The sequence below is a fragment of the Deinococcus cellulosilyticus NBRC 106333 = KACC 11606 genome (assembly GCF_007990775.1).
In the GTDB taxonomy this organism is placed as follows: Bacteria; Deinococcota; Deinococci; order Deinococcales; family Deinococcaceae; genus Deinococcus_C; species Deinococcus_C cellulosilyticus.
Map to the genome: position 1 here is coordinate 31,066 of NZ_BJXB01000029.1, position 21,391 is coordinate 52,456.

A 21,391-nucleotide genomic window follows, 5' to 3' on the forward strand; every position below is an offset into this window, starting at 1 on the left:
AGGTTTCTGGTGGTAGGGGCGCAGCGTGCTGCGCCCCTTGCAACGAATCTTTGATAAAAAGTACTTACCAAAAACACCCTAAAGAGAGGAATTCCGTGGAAAAAACTACTCCTCAAACCATAGAACATTTGCTGACCTTGCCCTATAAAATTGAACTCTATCCAGAGCCCGAAGGAGGATTCACTGCTCTCCATCCTGAGCTTTCTGGCTGCATGACTCAAGGGGAAACCGTAGAAGAGACATTGCAAATGCTGCAAGAAGCCAAGGAAATCTGGTTGGAGACAGCACTGGAAATGGGGTTACAGATTCCAGAGCCTGATTCAGTGAAACCCAAGTCCAGAAAACAGGGATAATACACCCATGATCGAACGCCTGCGCCTGAAAAATTTCACAGCCTTTGAAGACCTGGAGCTGACCTTCAGCCCTGGGGTCAATGTTTTGATCGGGGGGAATGGAACGGGGAAAACCCATGTTCTGAAGGCAATTTATGGTCTCATTCGAGGACCAAGCAGAAGTGGATGGGGTGCTGATGGGATTCCAGACTCATTCATAAAAATCTTTCTTCCACTCGACAACGACTTATCAAGACTTCAACGCACCCAGGGTAATTCCACGCTCGTAGAAGCCACAATCTCTGGGTATGGCAAGCTGGATTTCCGTTTACCCCTTCCAGATGGATCAGCAAAACTGCGCTTCCCAAATGCAGCCCAAAAAATCACAGGTAAAAATGTTCTTTTCATGCCTGCAAAAGACCTCATTGGTCACGCCAAGGGTCTACGTTCAATTTTGAAGCTTTATCAAACTGCATTTGACCAGACCTACACAGATATTTTAGACATCGCTTTTTTACCAAGTTTACAGGCAGAGAATCAGCTGTTTCAGCCCATTCTGGAAAAATTAAAGCAATATATGGGTGGCGGTATTCCCAAAGTAGAAGAAGATCAATATTTCTTGAATCACAAAGGCAAGGAAATAGAGTTCAATCTGGTCGCTGAAGGCTGGAGAAAAATCGCTGTATTTTGGTATATCCTGCGAAACTATCCGCATCTCAGATCTGGTGATGTCATCCTCTGGGACGAACCGGAGGCCAACCTGAACCCTTCCACCCTTAAAGGTCTCGCAGAGTGCCTGTCGGACCTCTCCAAACTTGGTCTTCAAATCATCGTTGCCACGCACAGCTATGTGCTTCTGAAGGAACTGGAAATTCACGAGGCCAGAGATTTGAAGTTCATTTCCCTGTACACAACGGACCAGCAGGGGGTCAAAGCTTCCGTCGCCACAAGCTATGAAGGCATTGAACACAACCTGATTGAGAAAGAGTTCGAACGCATTTACAGGCTTGACCTGGGTTCCTGGCTGGAGCGTGACAATGACGGTCATCAGGGAAGGTGATCTGGTTTTTGATTTTGGGAGCATCACAGCCCACCTGTTTGATGATTCCAAAGAAGAGGTCAAGACACACGGAGTGTCTGAAATGTGCAAAGTGGACATCATTGCTGAATTTCCTGATTATCTGCTGTTCATCGAAGTCAAAGATCTTGATGACAGGGCCATTTTGGAGGCCAAACGAGAGGAAATAGAGCGCAGTCGACTTGCGAAGTACATAGAAGGGAACGATCTGGCAAACAAATACAAAGAAAGCTACCTCTATTTGCACCTGATGGATCAATACACCACCTTGAAAAAACGCTATGTGGTCTTGATTGCCAAGGAGGAAATTGCCGATGCGCAGCTTGCTCAAGCCCGAAAACGGGTGATAAATCAGACGTTCATGCCTGGACCTTTTGGTCGTGGTTGGGCAGTCTCCACCTATCTTGAAAATGCTGCAGTATTCGACCTGAAAACATGGCGAGAATTCTATCCCGAAATCACCATCACCAGAGTTCCCTGAATCCATCGAGGAGAAAAAGTGACCATCCCATCCAACCTCTCCACCCTTTTCACCGATGACCGCCGCTGGAAGCACGATGGCCGCCGGGTGATCTTCTGGTACGACCCCTCTCAAGAGTTCCAGCAGGAGTTTGATGCTCTGGAATTGCCAAAAGTGCGCAAGTGGCAGGTGAAGGACAACTTCTTCACCACCAAGCATGAACTGTTTGCCCATGCAGAAGACGATTTCCTGCTGTACCTGCCTTTCCCTGAGCCTGCTGCCAGAGAGAACTGGCTGCTGGATTTGCAGAAGTCTGGCCTGACCTTCAGTGCAGACCGGGCAGGTTTGCTTTTCACAGAGTTGGGCCTGCACGACAAGAACTTGCAGGATGTGCTGCGCAGGCATGTGCGCTTCTTTGACAGCAAGACCCGCAAGGAGCGCCTGCTGGCCCTGAACATTGAGCCTTCCATCAGTGAACAGAACCTGCTGCTTTCCATGATGTGCGTGCTCACGGACCTGAAAGTGCGAGACGAACAACTCCTGATTCGCAAGGTGCTCTCTGCTGGCCTCAGTGAAGACAGCAATGAACTCTGGAGCAGGCTTCAAAAGCACGGTCTGGAAGAGGCATTCTGGGAGCAGGTGAAACTCACCCTGGGGTACCAGAACAAAACCGTGAGCCTGCGCCGCCTGATGGTTTCCCTGCTGGCAACCCACCTGCAAAACGGCTGGTCCACTGCGCCAGCAGAAATCACCTATTTCGGGATTCAGCCAGCACACCGTGCAGTTGTCTTCATGGACCAGTGGAAACAGCACAACCAGGACTCTGCCCTGTGGCAGACCTTCAGTGATCAACTTGCAGAAGATCTGGATGTGCAAAAGTACCTGAAAGGGATTGACCCGCGCAATTACCAGCAAGCGGACACCTTCCGGGCTCTGGATTTGCAGATTCTGCAAGAAGCAGCTCTGGCCCTCACGGGGACAGCACCGGATTTCCGCAAGTGGAGTGAACTCCTCGCAGGGCGGGCAAGCAGCATCTGGTTTGAAGACTACCAGGCGGCTTACCTGGCTCTTCAGTCTGCTGTTGATTTCTTTCAGGCCCTTCATGGACTGCCAAAAACGTTCCCAGATCAACCCGAGGTGCTCTTCCAGCAATACATCGACAAATACCACCGGGTGGACCGGGCGTATCGCACTTTCGTGGAGCATTTCCAGCAGGCAGAGCTGGAGGAACTCAAGCCCCTGTCTCAAGCCATCGAGAACTTCTACACCAACCGTTTCCTGGCAGAGCTGGGCAGCCGCTGGAGTGATGTTTTTGGAGCGGATGTTGCCAAAAAGCTGGGGTTCAGGGCGCAACAATGGAGTTTTTTCAAATCCCATGTGGAGCCCCTGCTTTCAGACCGGGTGTTCGTGCTGATTTCGGATGCCCTGCGTTATGAGATTGCCACGGAACTTTCTGAGGAAATTTCCCGCGAATTGCGGGGAACGGTGAACTTGCAGGCCGCCCTGAGCACCCTGCCCAGCAAGACGCACTGGGGCATGGCTGCGCTTCTGCCAGGAAACACCCTCAGTGTGGATGACAAAGGGAGTGTCCTGAGAGATGGAAGATCCACCGAAGGACTGGAGGCACGCATCAAGGTGCTGCAGCAAGCCTCGGGAGTGGAGGCCACTGCCTTCAAACTGCCGGACCTTTTAAGCATCCCCACCGAAGAAATGCGCAACCGCATCAAGCCTTACCGCCTGATTTACGTGTACCACGACGTGATTGATGCCACTGGAGACCACGCCAGCTCTGAAAGTGGAACTTTTAAAGCCGCGAGAGAAGCCATGGGGGACCTCCTGAAAGCCATCAAACGTCTGGTGAACCGCCTGAATGCCCAGAAGGTGCTGGTCACGGCAGACCATGGTTTCCAGTACCAGCGCCGACCCATCGAGGCCTCGGACAAGCTGCAGCTTCCCAAAGTCCCTGGTGTTTTTGAAACCGACCGCAGGTACGTGCTGTCCAGCACACCCCTGCAACTGGAAAGTGGCAATGTGCAGGTGGACCTGAGCGCGTACCAGAAAGTGGAAAATGTGCAGTATTACAGCCCCAGGGGACACCTGCGTTACAGCATCTCTGGATCAGGCGTGCAGTACGTGCATGGGGGCATGAGCCTGCAGGAGATGGTCATTCCGATTCTTTCTTACCAGCACCAGCGGGCCACCAAGGGAGATGGAGGGGTCAGCCGCAAGGTGAAGGCCCTCATCACCAGCACGGACCGCACCGTGCGCAACAACACCTTCACCGTGATGGTGGTGCAAGAAGAACCCGTGACCGATAAAATCAGGCCCAGAAGGGTCAGGATTGGTCTTTACGAGAAAGAAGGCAGGATTGCGGTCACCAACGAAGTCTTGCTCGACCTTGCCAGTGAATCTTCCTATGCCACCGAGCGGGAATTTCCGGTGAAACTGATCATCGGTTCTCGCAAAACCAGCAGCAGCACCCCTTACCTGCTGGAGGTTCGGGACGCCGAGGACGACACGGTGGTGACCAGCGAGGAGTGGCGGGTCAACATCCTGTTCTCCAATGACTTCGATGCTTTTTGAACGCTTGAGGAGACACTCTTCTGCTGCCATGGGAGGATCAAAAAATCCCGCTGTAAACTGTGAACTGTCCACTGTGAACTCCTTCAGACTTCCCATGCCTTCTGCTGAAAACACCCTCATCCCTTCAAGGACACCGCTATGAACCACGACCTGAACCACAAACTCAATTACGCTTTCCCCGGCAAGGTGGTGCGCAAGGACCTCACCCAATCGATCAAGGAGGGAGCCAACGTTCCGGTTTACGTGCTGGAATACCTGCTCGGGATGTACTGTGCCACCAACGATGATCTGGCCATCCAGGAGGGGGTGGGCCGGGTCAAGAAGATCCTCTCTGACAACTACGTGCGCCCAGACGAGGCCGAGAAAGTCAAAAGCAAAATCCGCGAACTGGGCCGTTACACCATCATTGACCGGGTGACCGTCAAGCTCAACGAGAAAGCCGACATCTACCAGGCGGAACTGATGAGTCTGGGGGTGTCCGGCATTCAGGTGGACCCGGATTATGTGCTCAAGTACGAGAAGCTGCTGGCGGGAGGCATCTGGTGCATTCTGCGCATCACCTATGAGGCGGGTTCTCTGCCCAGTCCGTTTGTGCTGGAAGAACTCAAGCCCATTCAGATGCCAGCCATCGACATGCAGGAGCTCTTTGAGGGACGCAGGTTTTTCAACCGGGAAGAGTGGATGGATGTGCTCTTAAGAAGTGTGGGCCTGGAGCCCACCGCGTTTGAAGAAAACGCCAAGTGGCACCTGATCGCCCGCATGATCCCCCTGATCGAGAACAACTACAACTCCTGTGAACTCGGGCCGCGCTCCACGGGCAAGAGCCACCTGTACAAAGAGGTCAGCCCCAACGCCGTACTGATTTCGGGGGGCCAGACCACCGTGGCAAACCTCTTTTACAACCTATCGCAACGGCAGGTGGGCCTGGTGGGATTGTGGGATGTGGTGGCCTTTGATGAGGTGGCCGGGATCAACTTCAAAGACAAAGACGCCATCCAGATCATGAAGGACTACATGAACTCGGGCTCTTTTGCACGGGGCAAGGTGGAGATCACCGGTTCTGCTTCGATGGTGTTCGTGGGGAACATTGATCAGAGCGTGGAGGTGCTGCAGAAAACCAGTCACCTGCTCTCTCCTTTCCCCACATCCATGATTGATGCCGCTTTCTTTGACCGGTTTCATGCCTACATTCCCGGCTGGGAAATCCCGAAGTTCTATCCGCAGAGCTTCACCAAACAGTACGGCATGATTGTGGATTACCTGGCCGAGTGGTTCCGGGAAATGCGCAAACGCACCTTTGCCGACAGCATCGAAAAGCACTTCAGACTGGGCAACAACCTCAACCAGCGGGACACCACCGCAGTGAGAAAAACCGTCTCGGGGCTGCTCAAACTGCTGTTCCCAGATGGGAGCCACACCAAAGAGGACGTCAGGGACTGCCTGGTTTACGCCCTGAAGGTGCGCAGGCGCATCAAGGAACAGCTCAAGAAAATTGGTGGGATGGAGTTTTATGCGGTCCACTTCAGTTACATCGATCAGGAGACTTTGGAGGAGCACTTCGTCTCGGTTCCTGAGATGGGCGGTACAAGCCTGATTCCAGATGGCCCTTCTGCACCCGGTCATGCGTTTTCTGTACAACTGGGAGACGGAGGATTGCAAGGGGTCTACCGCATCGAACTGCAGGCCGCGCAGGGAAATGGGAAACTGGTGCGCACTGGCCTTGCCAACCACACCAGCCTCAGTGACGCTGCAAGGGTGGCCTTCACATACTTCAAGGCCAACAGCAACCGCATCAGTGGAACCATCTTTCCCGAAGGCAGCGATTACCTGCTGCACCTCTCTGACCTGCAGGGCACGGGAGCTGCACGGGCACTGGCTTTACCCCTTTTCATCAGTTTGTGCAGCGCCGCCCTGGGCCGCAGCATCCAGAGCCAGATGGTCATCCTGGGGGACATGACAGTGGGGGGAACGATCACCAGGGTGGAGAATTTCGCCACCACCTTGCAGGTGGCTTTTGATGCAGGCGCCAAACGCATCCTGATTCCCATGTCCAGTGCTGTGGACATTGCCAGCGTCCCACCAGAGCTCTTCGCCAAATTTCAGGTGTCTTTTTACAGCGATCCGGTCGATGCTGTTTTCAAGGCACTGGGTGTGCAGTAAGTTCAGTAAGTTTACTGTTAGAAATCCAGGTTTATTTTGAGCAAAGAGCATGCCTCTTTGCTTTCATTTTGATCCACTTGCGTCAATACCTGTCGCATCGTCATGCCACACTGAAGCACATTCATCTTCAAGGAGAGTTGTTTATGCCTCAACCCATTCCAGACTGGCAAGACATCCGCAAAGCCCTGAAACAGGAAATGGAGGATGTGCCCTCTCATTTTGACTTCAAGGTCAGAAGCAAATATCGGGATGGCTCCATCTGGAGTGTGGAGGTGGACACCGAACTCACCAGAAGAGGGGTGGCGCTCGATGAAAGCCTGGAAGGGGCCACTGCCTGGTGGACCCTGAATCAGGACCGACCAGGAAAACAGAAGTCAGGTCAGGCGGATGTCCTGGCTGTGGACAGTGAGAACCACACCCTGCATTTGCGGTTTTGCACCCAGCAACCTCCAGAAGCAGGAGAAACCCTGAGGATCTATCCAGCAAAGTACCTGCAGCAACTGGCCGCTTACTGGGACAGTGAGGTTCATGCCCGGCAATCCTTGAAGTGGCTGGAAGATTTTCGCAACCAGCAACCTGACCGCAATGCTTCTCTGAGACCAGAGCATTATCCTCTGTTGCGTTCAGGTCAGAAAGTTGCGTTCGAGGCTGTGCAGTGGAAAGGGAGTTTTCTGTGGGGGCCTCCTGGCACGGGAAAAACGCACACCCTGGGCCGTTTTCTGGCAGAGCTGCTGCTTCAGACCCAGAAAAAAGTGCTGCTGCTGTCCAGCACCAACACAGCAGTGGACATCGCCCTGACCGAACTGGACCGTGCCCTGCAAAGCATTCAGGATTCAGTTCCCCAGGCAGAAAAAATCCGGCGCAAATGTTTCCGCATGGGAAGTCGTTTTGTGGCTTCCATGTACCAGGAGCGCAAACACCTGATTCCTGCGGCCAACAAGAATTTGATTGATCAATTGATTGAGCTGGAGAAAAGACGACCTGATCCAAGTGAACCCAGAGCCTACGCAGATTGGAAAGACAAAACCGATGCCCTTCGCAAAGCCCTCAAAGAGGACACCCGTGCACTGGTTTCAAACAGCAGGCTGGTGGCCATGACCACCACGCGGGCCATTTTCACCAGGGATGAACTTCCCACAGGTCATTTTGATCATGTGGTCTTTGATGAAGCGAGCCAGGTGAGTTGCACCCACGCCCTGTCTCTGGTCAGCCTGGGGAAGCAGGTCCTGTTTGCAGGCGATCCCCAGCAGCTGGCCCCTGTTTGCGTCTCCAAACAGGACCTGGCCCGACGATGGATGGGAACGTCCATGTTTTGCTTCAGTGACATGAATGACCGACATGTGTTTTTCCTCAGTGAACAGTCACGCATGGCCCGTCCCATCTGTCAGGTGATCAGCCGCACGTTCTATCAGGGAAAACTTGAAGTGGCAAGGGTCTTGCCTGAGGGCTGGGAACTGCAACGCCGTCCCTATCTGACCCCCATGACCCCCCGGAAAGAGCACTTTGGTTTTGTACCTGTTCGAGGTGAGGCCCACTGGGTGAAAGGCATGGGTGGGCTGGTCCGGGAGACCTCTGCATTGACTGCCGTGGATCTGGCTGAAGCCCTATTGCTTGCCGGCTGCCCTATGGATGAACTGGTGATCCTCACCCCGTTCCGGGCACAGCGCCTGAAAATCAGGATGTTGCTCAGGCAGCGCAGACTGGAAAAGGTGATGGTCTCCACGGTTCATCGTGCCCAGGGCAGTGAACGCCACTCTGTGATTTTTGATGTGGTGGATGGGTCCAGTGGTTTTTTGCAGCCAGACAAAAACCCAGATGCAGAACGTCTGGTCAATGTGGCGCTCAGCCGTGCCAAAGGTGCTGCCTATGTGCTGGCTTCTGGGACGGATCTGCTGAATCCAGTGATCCAGCAACTGAAAACAGCCGTGGAACTGTTGCAACCGAGTGAACTGGAATATGTTCCAAGACCCAGGGTCAGACAGCGAACTGCCTGACTTTTTCGAAAAGGCAATGCATGATAAGGCATTTCCCTGTTGACAAAGTGGAAATGCCAAGGTCAATCCTCCAGGCAGAATTCATATTTAAAACATTGTCTTAATCTCTCCGCGACAGGATTTGACGCACCTCAATGCTGCATCATATGTATCCTTTTTGTAACTGAAATTCGATCTGGCAAGAAAATTCACAACCTTCAAATGAACTTTGTATGATGTAAGCAACCATGACCACTTCAAACCTGCAACATGTGATGTCCGGCTTTCAAGGGAATGAAGAAGACCTCAGAGCCTTTCAACAGTGGCAGCAATTTCGTCGAACCAGAGGCAGTCGGTGGCAGGGATTGGTTCACCAGCTTGAGCGCCAGTTGCAGACCACAAAAGTTCAGACAGAAAAAGCAGAGCAGGTGGCAGAACTTTCCAACCGCATTGGTGCTCTTACCCATGGAATCGACAATCTGGCCTTGCACCTGATGCAAAACCCAGCACTGGGGGCAGAGCTTGCAGGCTTGTTCAAGGACCTGCAGGCAGCACAGCAGGAACTCGAAGAAGCCCGCAAAGTCCCCATTTATCCTTCCCTGACCTTGCATGAAGATGTCACAGTTCAGGATTTGCAGGACCTGCTGTTTCTGCTGGGTGGAACACCTGCCAGTGAAATTCACCCAGCAAGCCCAGAGCCTGCTGGAGCAGCAGAAGTCCAGCTGCCTGTTGAACCGCTGCCTGAGGAAAAAGCAGGCGAAGAGGGAGAACTGTCCGAAGAGGTTCCCGAAGCCCCAGGGGAACCTGCTCCTGAAGAAGCTGATCCATCTGAGATCCCTGTTCAAATCCCAGACCTGCAACAGGTGGCCCTCGCCACCCCGAACCTGCAAAGGGAAGTTCAGCGCTTGCTTGATGCCCTGCTGCCCCAGCCCAGAGAAGAACTGCTTTCTCTGATGCCCAGAAGTGCAGACCCGTGGGAACAGGTGGACACCCACTTCAAACTGCGCACCCTGCTGAACAAACTCAGGCTGGAGCAGCCCACCGAGGAGGCCACCGCAAACCTCACCCGCTGGTATGCCTCCTTCCGACACCGGGAAGTGCAGGTCCTGGAGCTCATCGACCCTGATCTGGAGGGTGAAAAAGAGCTGGCGTGGCTGGTCTTTGCAGCGTTTCTGCATTCTGTGCATCGCTGGGAGCTTCCCACCGGGACAGGACGTTACCGGGTGTACTTCAAAAATCCGCGAACGTGTGAGCGCATCGAGCAGTTCCTCAGGCATGCCACCACCCCGGTGACCGTGCAGGAGATCAACCGGGTGTTGATGCTGCAGGAAGAGCAACTGGAAGCTGCCCTTTCCCTGCTGCCCTTTGCACAGCGGTTGCCCGATGGACGCTACAGGTACGGCAAGACTGCAGATGCTCCCACTGCAACCCCACCCTCCACAAGACCATCCACCGATGAGAACTGGTTCCTGATTCTGGAGGTGCTTGATCCCCGCTGGCATGCACTGGCACACACTCTGGCAGGTGCTGGCCTCCCTGCACCCGATGACTGCCATGTGGACCTGCATGATGGGGTGCAGGTGACGGGAAGCCAGGCCCTGCTGCTGTGGAGCGCTGCAAAAGTTGCCGTGGTGGAAAGCAGTGAGGTCACCTCTGCAGCCCACCGGACCTTCCCGGTGAACCTGCCTGATCTGGCCCACCACCTGCAAAGGGCGCTGGAGGGCAGATGAGTTACCAGTTCGTGGTGACCCAGACGTACTACCAGGCCCTGCAGCAACTCGACCACCAGAGCCAGAAAATTGTGGGCCTGTCCATCCAGGACTTCCAGAAGGACCTGATGCTGATGCAAAGCAGCAAAAACGGGGACCGCCTGCATCCCCTGAAAAACACCCACACCTCCAACCTGTACTCGATTTCCTGCAATATGGACCTGAGGGTGATCCTGCTGCGGGAGAAAAACACCTTCGTGTACCTGCATGTGGGGCACCATGACGCCGCCTACCAGTGGGCACAGAACAAGAAATTCAGGGTGGATTTTGAGCAGAATCGGGTGCAGATGTTCACGGTGCAGGAAAGGCCAGTGCTGGAAGCAGCAAAAGAGGAAAAAACAGGACAGGTTCCTGCGTCTCCGCAGGTTCCAGCAAGCCCCACCCCTTTCAAGTTTCTGGACAACAAAACACTGGAGCAGCTCGGGATTCCAGAAGGACTCTGGCCCTACATTCGAGCGCTGCCCGAGTCGCAGCTTCCTGAGATGATCGACCACCTGTCTGAGGATGCAGCAGACGCCCTGATCCGCATTTACTCCGGGGAAAAACTGCCTGACGAGAAAACCCTGATTGGCATGCCCATCAAGGTCGCAGATGGGCAGATTGAAGGGGCGCTGGGCAGTGATTTTCAGACCTGGATGGTTTTCCTGCACCCCGCGCAGGAAAGGCTGGCCCAAGCCACGCCCTCCTCTTCCATGCGGATCACCGGAGGTCCAGGCACAGGCAAGACGGTGGTGGCCCTCCACCGGGCGGCTTTCCTGGCCAGAAACCACTCGGACAGGTGCGTGCTGCTGACCTGCTTCAGCAAAACGCTTGCTGAAAGGCTGGAGCAGCAACTTCCTTTTGTGATTCCCAGAAATGACCCGGCCTTCAAAAACATCGAAGTGATGAACCTGCACAAAGCGGCCAGAGAACTCTACAAAGGCCCCGAAAAAGCTGTGGATTCGGGTCAGATTTTTCCCCTGCTCGCGGAGGTGTACCACGACAGGGGCAGTGCTTTTGACTTTCCCTTTGTGCTCAGTGAGTGGCAGCAGGTGATCGAGGCGCAGGGCCTGTGGACCTTCGAGGCCTACCGCAGTGCCAGCCGAACTGGACGGGGCACTCCACTCGGGGCCATGCAGCGAAAACAACTCTGGACCCTGTTTGAAACCCTGCTCAACAGGCTTCAGGAGCGGGAGATGATCAGCTTCACCCACCTCCTCACCCGAACGGCAAGGCAAATCCAGGAGAGTGGCAAAACCCATTACGACTTCGTGATCGCCGATGAAGCGCAGGACCTCGGGCCAGCAGAACTGGAATTCCTGCGGGCACTGGTGCGGCCCGGCCCATCGGACATCACCCTGGTGGGGGACCCACAGCAGCGCATCTTCAAGGCGGTGGGCACCTGGCTCTCGCACGGCATTAACATCCGCAACAACACCTTCAAACTGAAAGTGAACTACCGCACCACCCGACAGATCCAGCAGCTTGCCGAAAAAGTGATGGGCATGAATGGGGAGATCACCCTCTCCAGCATGCAGGGTCCACAGCCACGCATTGTGCAGTGCATGAGCGATCAGGAGCAGGTGGAGACGATTGCTGCTTTCATCCGTTCACTGATCCAGAAAGGCCACCATCCTGGTGATGTTGCCGTTCTGGAACGCACGGCACAACTTTCCATCGCTTCACGGGTGGCAAAAGAGCTCGGGCTTGAGGTTTTTGACCTGAAACAGCAGGGGAACGTGCCCAGAAACAGGCTTCCTGCAGGGTCTTTGCACCGGGCGAAAGGCCTGGAGTTCCGGGCGGTGGTCATTGCCTCTGCCGGGAAAAGCCACCTGCCCTCTCCAGTCGCCATGAAAGAAGCCCAGGACGAAGCGGATCGAAACCGCATTTCCAGCATGGAGCGGCAACTGCTGTATGTGGGGATCACCCGTGCCAGAGAGCAACTGCTCATCACACACACCGGTCACCCCTCTCCCTTCCTGTCATTTGCTGTCGCCCACTGAACCTACACTGGAGAAACCATGCCTGAGCGCACCCTGCTGATTCATCGTGATGTCACCGCCCTTGCGGATTTTGTTCGGGAGAACCATGCAGGTTTTCCCACGGTGATTGCCACCAACCTGCTCTCCATGCGCTTTGTGCGCAAGACCTCAGGTGCAGGCCTGAAAACCACCACCCTCAAGCAGCTCTCCCAGCGCATGCTTTCCAGGGAGGGGGTGCGGGTGATGTCGGAGTTTGAACGGCGCAAGGTGTTGCAGCAGGTGCTGGAAGGGGTGTCCCTGAATTACCTGCCCCTCAGCAGACCCACCCTCAGGCAACTTGGCCGCATTTTTGCGGAACTCATGCATGCTGCGACTCCACCTGAAAAGCCCCTCCTGGTGGCCCGCACGGCCCGAGAAAAGGACGTGGCCCTCACCTATCAGGCTTACCTTGAGCACCTGCAAAAACACAAACTGGCGGACCCTGCTGCTGTGGAATTCTTTGCCCTTTCCTACCCCGCGGAAAACACACGGTACCTGGTTTACGGTTATCCTTATTTTGACCGGGCACAGGTGGAATTGCTGAACCGGGTGTGTGATGCAGGAAGTGTGGTCACCCTCACCAGTGACAGCCACCGCGCCCTGCGCAAAGGAAAAAACGCTCAGAAAAGTCTGGAGCAGCTGGGCTGGACGGTGGTGCAGGCCAGGGATTCGGTGCGTGAAACGGTGGGCACCCTGGCGGTAAACCACCTGCTGAACGGCACGGGAGCTGTTCCCGAAGGCATCACCCACACTGTGCTTCCCAGTCCAGAAGCAGAAGTCAGGCATGTGATGGGGCACATCCACCACCTGTTGAAAAAAGGCACCCCTCCTGAAGACATGGTGGTGGTGGTGCGCGATCAGGACACATATTTGCCATTGATGCGGGAAATCAGCAGGCGGTACCACCTGCCGATCCTGTGCGGCCAGATGCTGCCCCTGCTGTACACCCATCCGGCAAGGCTGGTGCTGTCGCTGATCCGGGCGAACCAGAAGCACTGGGAGCACCACGCTGCGCTGGAAGTCTTGCAGCATCCCCTGAGCCGCTTTGCAGACGAGGTGAGCCTGAAGCGAAAACGGCTGCAGGTGCCCCCTCAAACGCTCTCTGGCTGGCAACTGGGGGAAGAGGCAAGTGTCTTGCTGTTGCCTGGCCAATCTTCGGGAAAAACGTATGGGGAAGCCATCCTCGAGGCCCTGGCTTTTCTCGGCCTCAGCCGCACGGTGCGCGGCACCCACCAGACCGCTGTTGCCGTGAGCCGTGTGCTGGACATTCTGGAATCCCTGTCCAGCGTGGGGAACCTCACCCTGGAGGAGCTGCGTCTGGAGCTAATTGAGGACTTCATGGACATCGGTGTGCCCACGGTGTACTCCCAGCGCGGGGTGCGGATTGCCGGACCCCTTGCGCTGAGTGGCCGCAAATACCCTCATGTTTTCGTGCCTGGCCTCAGCGATGGGATGTTCCCTCAGCGGCCATCTGCAGATGTGCTCCTCGACGATCACATCCGGGAACGCTGGGAGCGCTCCGGGGTGGAACTCATCCGCCAGGGGGAACGCATGCATGCCGAACGGGCGTACCTCCATGCCTGTCTGAATGCCGCCAGCCTGAAGCTGCACCTTTCCAGGCCCCTTTTTGACCTCAAAGGGCGTGCGCTGGAAGCGTCTCCGCTCAGCCGCATGTTTCATTCGGCTCCCTCACTCCCTGAGCCCCTCCCCGTTACGGAAGTGGAGGCTGGACTGGCAGGAAAACCAGATGAAGTCGTGCAGGTGCGGGCCAGTCTGGAATTGTCCCGTCAGAAACTGCTGTTCTCGCACCACCACGGGCAGGTGCAGGTGGATGTGCCACCAAACCAGGTGTGGAGCCCCTCACAGCTCGCAAAATTTGGGAACTGCCGCTTCCAGTGGCTTGCCGAGAAAGTGCTGGGACTTCTTCCCTTTCCTGAGGTGGAAAAAACCCTGCAGCGGTCCACCGAGGGCACCTTCTATCACAAGGTCCTGGAGGAACTGCTCAGGCCCCATCTGGGCACCCATCCTGACCCCAAAAGCCTGCTGACAGAATTGCCAGAAGCGTTTGACAGGGCTGAAAAAGTCCTGCTGGAAAACTGTGAGCTCCCGCCTCTTCCCCACTGGCCGTTTCAAAGGTGGGAACTCCTGGAGAGCCTGAGAAACTTCGTGAAAAGCCATTATTTCATGCTGCAAGGCAGCATTCCTGCAACACTGGAGGTTCACATCGAGCATACCCTTCAGCTGAAAAATGGCCCTTTCACCTTCCGGGGCATTGTGGACCGCATCGACCAGACCAAACATGGGACCACCGTGATCGACTACAAGAGCCGCAGGTACATCAGTGAAGTGCGAAAGGCAGATGGCAGCAAGCTTGAATTGCAACTCCCCCTGTATTTGATGGCCGTGAAGGGCAACCTGGGCCGTTACCTGAGCATCCTCAACCGTGAAAAACACCTGCTCAGAAGTGTGGGACCAGCACACTCGGAGAAAGGTTACGTGTGGGAAACCCACCAGCAGGAAGTGATGGATTTTCTGGAGGACACTGTGAAGCAGCTCTCTCAGGGAGACTTTCAACCGACCCCCAGCGATGGGGCGTGCAAATTTTGTGACTACGGGGCCCTTTGCCGGGTGAAAGTGGGGCAGGCATGACCCAGCTCACCCCCAGGCAACGCCTTGCCGTGACTGCTCCTGGCAATGTGGTGATCCAGGCCGGGGCAGGCTCTGGAAAAACCCACGTTCTGGCCGAGCGCATCATCCACCTGCTGGAACAGGGCCTCAAACCCAGGGAACTGTGCGCAGTGACCTTCACCGAAGCTGCAGCCCGTGAGCTGCGCAGCCGTGTGGAGGCCTACCTGGAACGCAAACTTCCCGAGAATGAAGCCTACTGGGGAGAGGTGCTGGATGACTTCCCGGAGGCACAGATCTCCACCATTCACAGCCTGTGTGGACGCATTGCCCGCGAACACCCGCTGGAAAGCGACGCCAGTTTCAACATGCAGGTGCTGGAAGAGGGGGCCTTTCAGAACTGGCTGGACAGTGTGTTCCCCGAGATTCTGCAGGTGCTGCACCCTGAAACCCACGCAGACCTGCCGTATTCCCTGCTCTCTGAAGCCCTGAGAACCCTGCTCGGTGATCCCCTCACCGCAGAACTGGCCCTGGGCAAGGTGGAAACCCTCTCTCCTGAAGAGCTGGAGCAGATGCAGCTTGCAAGGCTTCAGGCCCTCTGGGAAGAACATGTTGATGCCAGACTGCACCGACTGAAGATGCTCCAGACGGCAACTTGCAAGGACCTCTCAGATCCCCTGTATCCCACCTATACCCTGCTTCTGGAGGTGCTGGACGTGCAGGATGCGAAGGTTTTCAGTGAACGCTTCTTTGGCATGCCTTACTCAAAAAGTGCAGGTCGCGCACCCAACTGGACAGGCTCTGGAAAGGTGCTGGTGCATGACACCGTGGCCTGGCTCAGGGAAACCTTTGCTGCAGCCAGAATCCGTGAGGAGGAGCAGTGGCACCACCGTGCCCTCTTTCAGCTGAAACAGGCCTACCGCAAAACCCTCAAGAAACGCTATGCCCTGTCGGTCAGGGACAACGTGATGGGCTTTGCCGACCTTGAGTACCACGCCCGGCAGGCCATGCAGCACACCCACGTGCAGGTGTACTACCAGGACCGCTGGAAGGTGCTGCTCATTGATGAATTTCAGGACACCAGCCCTGCCCAGTGGACCATTTTGCGCAACCTGCTCTCAGAACGCACCCTCTACACGGTGGTCGGGGACGAAAAACAGTCGATCTACGGTTTTCGAGGGTCAGACGTGCGCCTGATCCAGCAGCTTTCAGACCACACCCGTCAGGCAGGAAGCGTGGTGGACCTTGACACCAGTTTCCGCACCCACCACAGTCTGGTGGAGGTGGTCAATCGGGTGTTCGAGGTGCTGTTTGAAGGTCACAACCACCCGAGCAGCGTTGAGATGCGCCCCCTCAGGGCCGCCAGACAGCAGAAGCCCGAAACCGAACAGTGCAGTGTGGAAGTGCACGTGATTGCCGGAGAACGGGTCGGGAACCTCAGAGACGCCGAAGGCCGTCTGATGGTCCTGCGCATCCAGGACCTGATCCGCAGCCGGTTTAAGGTGTACGACAGGAAAGCGCAGGTTCACAGGCCTGTGCGTTTTGAGGACATTGCTGTGCTGTACCGGGCCAAAACGAGTCTGGACACCTACCTCAGATCCTTCAAGAAAGCCGGAATTCCCCACGTGGTGGAATCGGGAATGGGCCTCTTTGACCGCCCAGAAGTGCAGGATCAAATCACCTTCCTGCGGTTTCTGGCCAGTCCGTTTGATGACCTCTCCCTCGCTGCCCTGCTGAGAAGTCCGTGTTTCACGCTGAGTGACCCTGAGGTGTACAGGCTGACCCGCAACATGCAAGAGAGCCTGTGGCACACCCTGCAGGCCGACCCTGCATCCCGGCACATCGTGCAGGTGCTGCAGGAAGTTCTGGCAGAACGCAAAGATGGCAGCCCTGTGGAAGTGCTGGAAATGCTGCACGAAAAAACCCGTTACCCCCTGGTGCTCTCCCAGCTCCCGGAGGCAGAGCGGCGGCTCCTGAATGTCTCGCGTTTCAAGGAGGTGCTGCGGGACCTTTACAGACAGGGCCACACCGACGTGTTCAGTGCCACCCAGGCCCTGCAGCACATGGCTGAAGCTGGCGTGGAGGTGCCTGAAGCCGTTCCCCCCTCCCTGAATGCGGTGCGTTTCATGACCATCCACAAGTCCAAAGGGCTGGAATTCCCTGTGGTCATTCTGCTGGACAGCCTGCACGTCGGCACGAACTTCAAAGATCCGGTGCTGATCGACAGTGATCTTGGGGTGGCTCTCCGGCACCCGGACGACACCCTGGAGCTTCCCGAAGCCTACCTCAAACTGCACGAGGAGCAGATGAGGCGCAGCACCCTGGAAGAAATCCGGGTGAAGTACGTGGCTTTTACCCGCGCAGCGGACCTCCTGATCCTCGGGCTTCCCCTCACCCAGAAACAGGAACGGCCCTATTACCAGCTGATGAAGGCCCTCTCGGGCACCGACCACGAGGTGTACAGCTATGAGGCCCACCACATCCCCTCCCTGGACCCCATCGAACCCCTGATTGCAGGTCCCTCCTCTTCAGAAGCAGGTTCTGGTGGTCCCCTGCCCTTCCTGCTGCCAGAAAGCCTTCCTGTCACGTCCGTGGGGGTCTACCTGAAATGCCCCAGGTCCTTTGAATACCAGTACCTGCGGGGCATCCTGGGAATCAACCTGCAATGGAAAAGCAGGGCTGAACAACCCCGCGTTCTCAGAGGAAAAAGCATTGGTGGCCTGGTGCACACCGCACTGGAGCAGGACTGGACCAGCTTTGAGGCCATCCAGAACCACTTTGTGGGAGAGCACCCTGCGGTCATCCATGAGGTGTACCGTCTGGTGTCCAGCCTGCAAGACGAGGCGTTTCAGGAGCTCAAGAACCTGCCTTTCACCCGTGAGCAGGCCTACAGCATCCCTTACGCTGGCATGACCTTTGAAGGGGTGATCGATGCCTTCACGGACGGCTGGATCATCGACTACAAAACCGATTCTTTCATGGACCCCGAGCACCACCTGCCTCAGCTCGCCCTGTACAGCCACCACCTGAAAATCCCAAAAGCCTCGCTGGTCTACCTCAGGCACAACACCCTGCACACCTTCGGGGCAGAGGAACTGGCGAGAGGGCTGCAGGACATTGACCGGATGCTTGCGAATTTGCGCTCTGGCAAACTGGACCCAACACCGAGTGCCTTCAGCTGCCGTTTCTGCCCGCACCAGAGCCACTGCCCGGATGCGGTGGGTCTGGAAGAGGATCTGGAAGCAGCATCCAGGGAGAAAAACCCATGAACCTGCCCATGCTGGAAATTCGTTTTGATGCTGTAGCAGATACCCTGTACGTGAAGCTTCGTCGACTGAAGGTGTACTCCACCTTTCAACACGGCTCCCATGTGGTCAATGTGGCCAGAAACCGCAAAGTGGTGGACATCGAAATCCTGCATTTCCAGGCCCACCTGCAAAGACACGGGAAAATCACCATCCCACCCCGGTTTCTCACAGATGGGCCTGTCGTCCCCATGGACCCTGCAAAAAAAGCCCGATTGCGCAAAGCCATTGTGGAAAGTTCTGGCATTATAAATGACGAAGAAGCTGAAGAATGGCTTGCCCTGATCAGCCAGTGGAGAGGCAGGCCCTTCACCGCACCAAATGGCAATCCTGGCGAAACAGACCATGAAAACGATCCACCAGTGGAGTGAAATTCCAGATTTTGAGACTCCAGAAGAGGAGGCAACCTTCTGGGACACCCACTCCCTCTCCCCTCAACTCTGGAATCAGGTTCGCCCTGGGGACCCAGAACTGGATGAATTTCTCAGCGAAATCCAAAGCATCACTGTTGTGGGTGCTGAAGAATAAACCTCATGCCAAAAACCCGCCGGGCTTGCAGCCCTTGTATCTTGACCAACAAGAGGAGAACAGCAATCTTGATCAGACTGTGGATGTGTTTGCTGATGGCCTGTGGTGTCATCGCCCATGCTGAGGTGCTCAGTTTGCTTCCTGACACCCGTCCCCTGGCAGAAACCAGTGAGTACAAATCCGTGTATCAGCTGGGGCACCCCAAAGGCCTCGTGCGGTTAAAAGACATGGGGGACACCCTGATGGTGTCAAAATTCCTGCCCTCCACTGGACACTTTTCAACTCCTGCGCAGGTCTCCGGGAAACTCTACAGGGCCTACCCAACAGCACTGGTGCTGGAACGTGAAGGAGAGGGGGTGCTCCTTGACCCCTGGGACCTCAGCATTCTGGGATCACTCAAAACCACAGAACAAGAAACGCTGTGGGCAGAAGAAAAGGCAGGGTGGGTGGTGGTGTGGACAGAGCAGAAAGCGCTGGTGCTGGATGACCACCAGCGACTGTTGCCCGTGAAACTGCAAAGCTGTGGCCGCTGCTCTTTTTCCTTTTTGCAGGACCAGAAACACACCCTTCTGGTCCGTGGGTACACCGAGGTGAGTTCTGGTGCAGTGCAACACATCGATGAGCAATCTTACCTGCTGATCAACCCTGTGAATGGACAGCAGGTGCATGTCCCCAACCGTCCGGTGGCGTGGGTGGACAACCTGCTCTTCATGGAGGTGGTGCCTTCTCACAATGTGGGGGACCTGCAGTTCGAACTGACCAGTGTGGACACCGGGTTTGCTCCAGAAGTGTTTGGCAAGCCAGCACGCAAACTGCCTCGCCCAGAAGACTGGTTCGTGGTCTATCCATCGGACGATGGACAGATGCAGGTGGCTGCAGTGGCTTTCTTTCAAGAGCACTGGGCCCTTTTCCAGGGGCAGACAGGTCCGCTGTATGGCACCCATCAGGATTTGACCCACCAGCAAGCCCTGCCCCTTCCCACGCCTGACCAGCTGGTGAAAACCCTCCCAGAAGCCGCTGTCTTGCAGGAGGTGTACCATCAGGCCGGACTGCTCAGCTTTGTGCAGTGCCCCTCGTCTGTGGTGGTGTTCGATGCCCTGTGGAAAACCCTTACGGTGTACCCTGAAAACAGCAAGAGAAGGGGATACGTCCTCTCTGATGAACCTTTGCTGGGCCAGCTGCGTTACCTGGATGCCTGCAGTGGGAATCCAAAGACCCTGTACCTCAGTTCAGATCTGGGGGTCCTGCGTCTGCTCCTCTAAGAAATAAACGATTTAAAGGACAGATCAGTTTCTAGAAACATAAATGCTCCTGTGGCTTTTCGGAGCTTTCATGAACGATCTGAAGTGTCCGTCCCAGCACTGGCCCCTGGCTCTGACAGAGCCTACTGGAACGCAAGACTCTTGTGCTTCCCATCCTGATACCATCAAGTCATGAACGCCCGCCGCACCCTGGCTTTCCTGCTCAGGCAGGAGACCAAGACCAACACCTACAAATTTGCCCTGGTGCGGGCGCTGAACGATCTTGCCCTCGGGTACTGTGCCCTCAGGGTCCCAGAGCCTTACATTGCCATTCCCCTCAGGAAAATTGCTGAACTGTGGCTGTCGTATTACTGGGCGTTCTGTGACCCACAGAAACCTGTTTTGCAGGGACCTGTGACCGTGCGCGATGGCGTGGTCAGGCAGGACATCTCTTTTCGCAGGTCACTGACGGACCTCAGGCATCTGGTGGAAAGCCATGGACTTCTGGGATCTGACCCGGCGGGAGGGTATCTGGTGCACCAGATGGTGCAGGTGGACGCCAGGCACACGGTTCCACGTCTTGCCCTCCTCTACCAGCAGGTTCTGAAGGACCTCATGGTGGCTGTCAAAAAGCCCATCGAATATTCTGGCGTGGGCGAGTCCCATTCGCTGTTCCTGAAGCCTGAGAAACTCAGGGGCCTCCAGCAGGTCACCCCATTCCCTGAAAGCCATCCCACGGACACCTGTGTTCCAGTGCCAGCAGAAATCTGGAGCGAGTTGCAGGAGAATTCCATCCTGATTGGAGCCCTCACCCTGCAGGAATGGGCAAAATTTGTGGGAGAAATGCGGCAGGAACCCTGCACCACCGGAGATGCGTTCAACCTGCTGATGGTGACCCCAAGTGAAAGAACCAGCCTGTCTTACGAACGCAACCAGTTGAGGGTGCTGATGCTGGAAGGTCTGCTGGACCGCTGCCCCTGGTCCAGAAAACCTCTCAAACCCGATGATTTCGACGTGGATCACCTGATTCCCATGTCCATCTTGCCGATCAATGAGTGGTGGAACCTGCTGCCCGCAGACCCTCATTTCAACCGTCACGTGAAGCGGGACCGCATGGTGAACGTGCAGGATCAAGAAGTTGTCCAACGGCGGTTACAACACCTCTTTGAAGCGTACTGGGAAGGGGAAAACGTAAGCCGCCAGGTGGAACAAGATGCATTGAAACGCTTCGGGCTCACCCGCTGGGACACAGGCAGACTTGCCGCAGAAGTCACCCACATGAGTTTGCAGGTGGCGGACTTCCGGCAGGCAGAGCGCTTCAGGGTGCTGGTTTAGCG

At 55.8% G+C, this 21,391-nt stretch carries 14 protein-coding genes; all 14 read left to right on the forward strand.

From position 1 onward, the window contains the following. Positions 1–95 precede the first annotated feature (95 nt). The 14 genes from DC3_RS23595 to DC3_RS23660 all read left to right on the forward strand — a co-directional run bounded on the left by DC3_RS23595 (position 96) and on the right by DC3_RS23660 (position 21,389). A complete protein-coding gene (locus DC3_RS23595; RefSeq protein ID WP_146889212.1) occupies positions 96–353 on the forward strand; it encodes a type II toxin-antitoxin system HicB family antitoxin in 258 nt (85 codons plus the stop codon). A 7-nt stretch (positions 354–360) separates the two neighbouring features. Then, on the forward strand, positions 361–1,392 hold the full coding sequence (locus tag DC3_RS23600; RefSeq protein ID WP_146889215.1) for an AAA family ATPase: 1,032 nt from the start codon (positions 361–363) through the stop codon (positions 1,390–1,392). Beyond that, on the forward strand, positions 1,370–1,891 hold the full coding sequence (locus DC3_RS23605) for a hypothetical protein (RefSeq protein WP_146889217.1): 522 nt from the start codon (positions 1,370–1,372) through the stop codon (positions 1,889–1,891). The genes DC3_RS23600 and DC3_RS23605 overlap by 23 nt, the downstream gene beginning before the upstream one ends. Positions 1,892–1,909: 18 nt before the next feature. Beyond that, positions 1,910–4,453: a BREX-1 system phosphatase PglZ type A gene (gene pglZ / locus DC3_RS23610; protein ID WP_186816219.1), complete on the forward strand. Its 2,544-nt coding sequence runs from the start codon at positions 1,910–1,912 to the stop codon at positions 4,451–4,453. Positions 4,454–4,591: 138 nt separating this feature from the next. Next, positions 4,592–6,613, forward strand: coding sequence for a protease Lon-related BREX system protein BrxL (gene brxL / locus DC3_RS23615; protein WP_146889223.1), 2,022 nt, complete (start codon positions 4,592–4,594; stop codon positions 6,611–6,613). 143 nt (positions 6,614–6,756) lie between these two features. Beyond that, complete coding sequence (locus tag DC3_RS23620; RefSeq protein WP_146889226.1) at positions 6,757–8,607, forward strand: DEAD/DEAH box helicase; 1,851 nt, start codon at positions 6,757–6,759, stop codon at positions 8,605–8,607. Positions 8,608–8,834: 227 nt separating this feature from the next. Then, positions 8,835–10,316: a hypothetical protein gene (locus tag DC3_RS23625; protein ID WP_146889229.1), complete on the forward strand. Its 1,482-nt coding sequence runs from the start codon at positions 8,835–8,837 to the stop codon at positions 10,314–10,316. Further along, positions 10,313–12,337: a 3'-5' exonuclease gene (locus tag DC3_RS23630; protein ID WP_146889232.1), complete on the forward strand. Its 2,025-nt coding sequence runs from the start codon at positions 10,313–10,315 to the stop codon at positions 12,335–12,337. The genes DC3_RS23625 and DC3_RS23630 overlap by 4 nt, the downstream gene beginning before the upstream one ends. Positions 12,338–12,355: 18 nt before the next feature. Beyond that, positions 12,356–15,004, forward strand: a complete 2,649-nt coding sequence (locus DC3_RS23635) for a PD-(D/E)XK nuclease family protein (protein ID WP_146889236.1) — start codon at positions 12,356–12,358, stop codon at positions 15,002–15,004. Further along, positions 15,001–18,249: a UvrD-helicase domain-containing protein gene (locus tag DC3_RS23640; protein ID WP_146889239.1), complete on the forward strand. Its 3,249-nt coding sequence runs from the start codon at positions 15,001–15,003 to the stop codon at positions 18,247–18,249. Before DC3_RS23635 ends, DC3_RS23640 begins: the two co-directional genes overlap by 4 nt. Then, a complete protein-coding gene (locus DC3_RS23645; protein ID WP_146889242.1) occupies positions 18,246–18,656 on the forward strand; it encodes a DUF2283 domain-containing protein in 411 nt (136 codons plus the stop codon). Before DC3_RS23640 ends, DC3_RS23645 begins: the two co-directional genes overlap by 4 nt. After that, positions 18,631–18,813 carry a hypothetical protein gene (locus DC3_RS23650; RefSeq protein ID WP_146889245.1) on the forward strand — a complete coding sequence of 61 codons (183 nt, stop codon included), beginning with the start codon at positions 18,631–18,633 and terminating at the stop codon, positions 18,811–18,813. The genes DC3_RS23645 and DC3_RS23650 overlap by 26 nt, the downstream gene beginning before the upstream one ends. 68 nt (positions 18,814–18,881) lie before the next feature. Beyond that, positions 18,882–20,075 (forward strand): hypothetical protein, encoded by a 1,194-nt coding sequence (locus DC3_RS23655; protein WP_146889248.1) that lies wholly within the window; start codon positions 18,882–18,884, stop codon positions 20,073–20,075. Positions 20,076–20,246: 171 nt separating this feature from the next. Beyond that, on the forward strand, positions 20,247–21,389 hold the full coding sequence (locus DC3_RS23660; RefSeq protein WP_146889251.1) for a DUF8808 domain-containing protein: 1,143 nt from the start codon (positions 20,247–20,249) through the stop codon (positions 21,387–21,389). Positions 21,390–21,391: the final 2 nt, after the last annotated feature.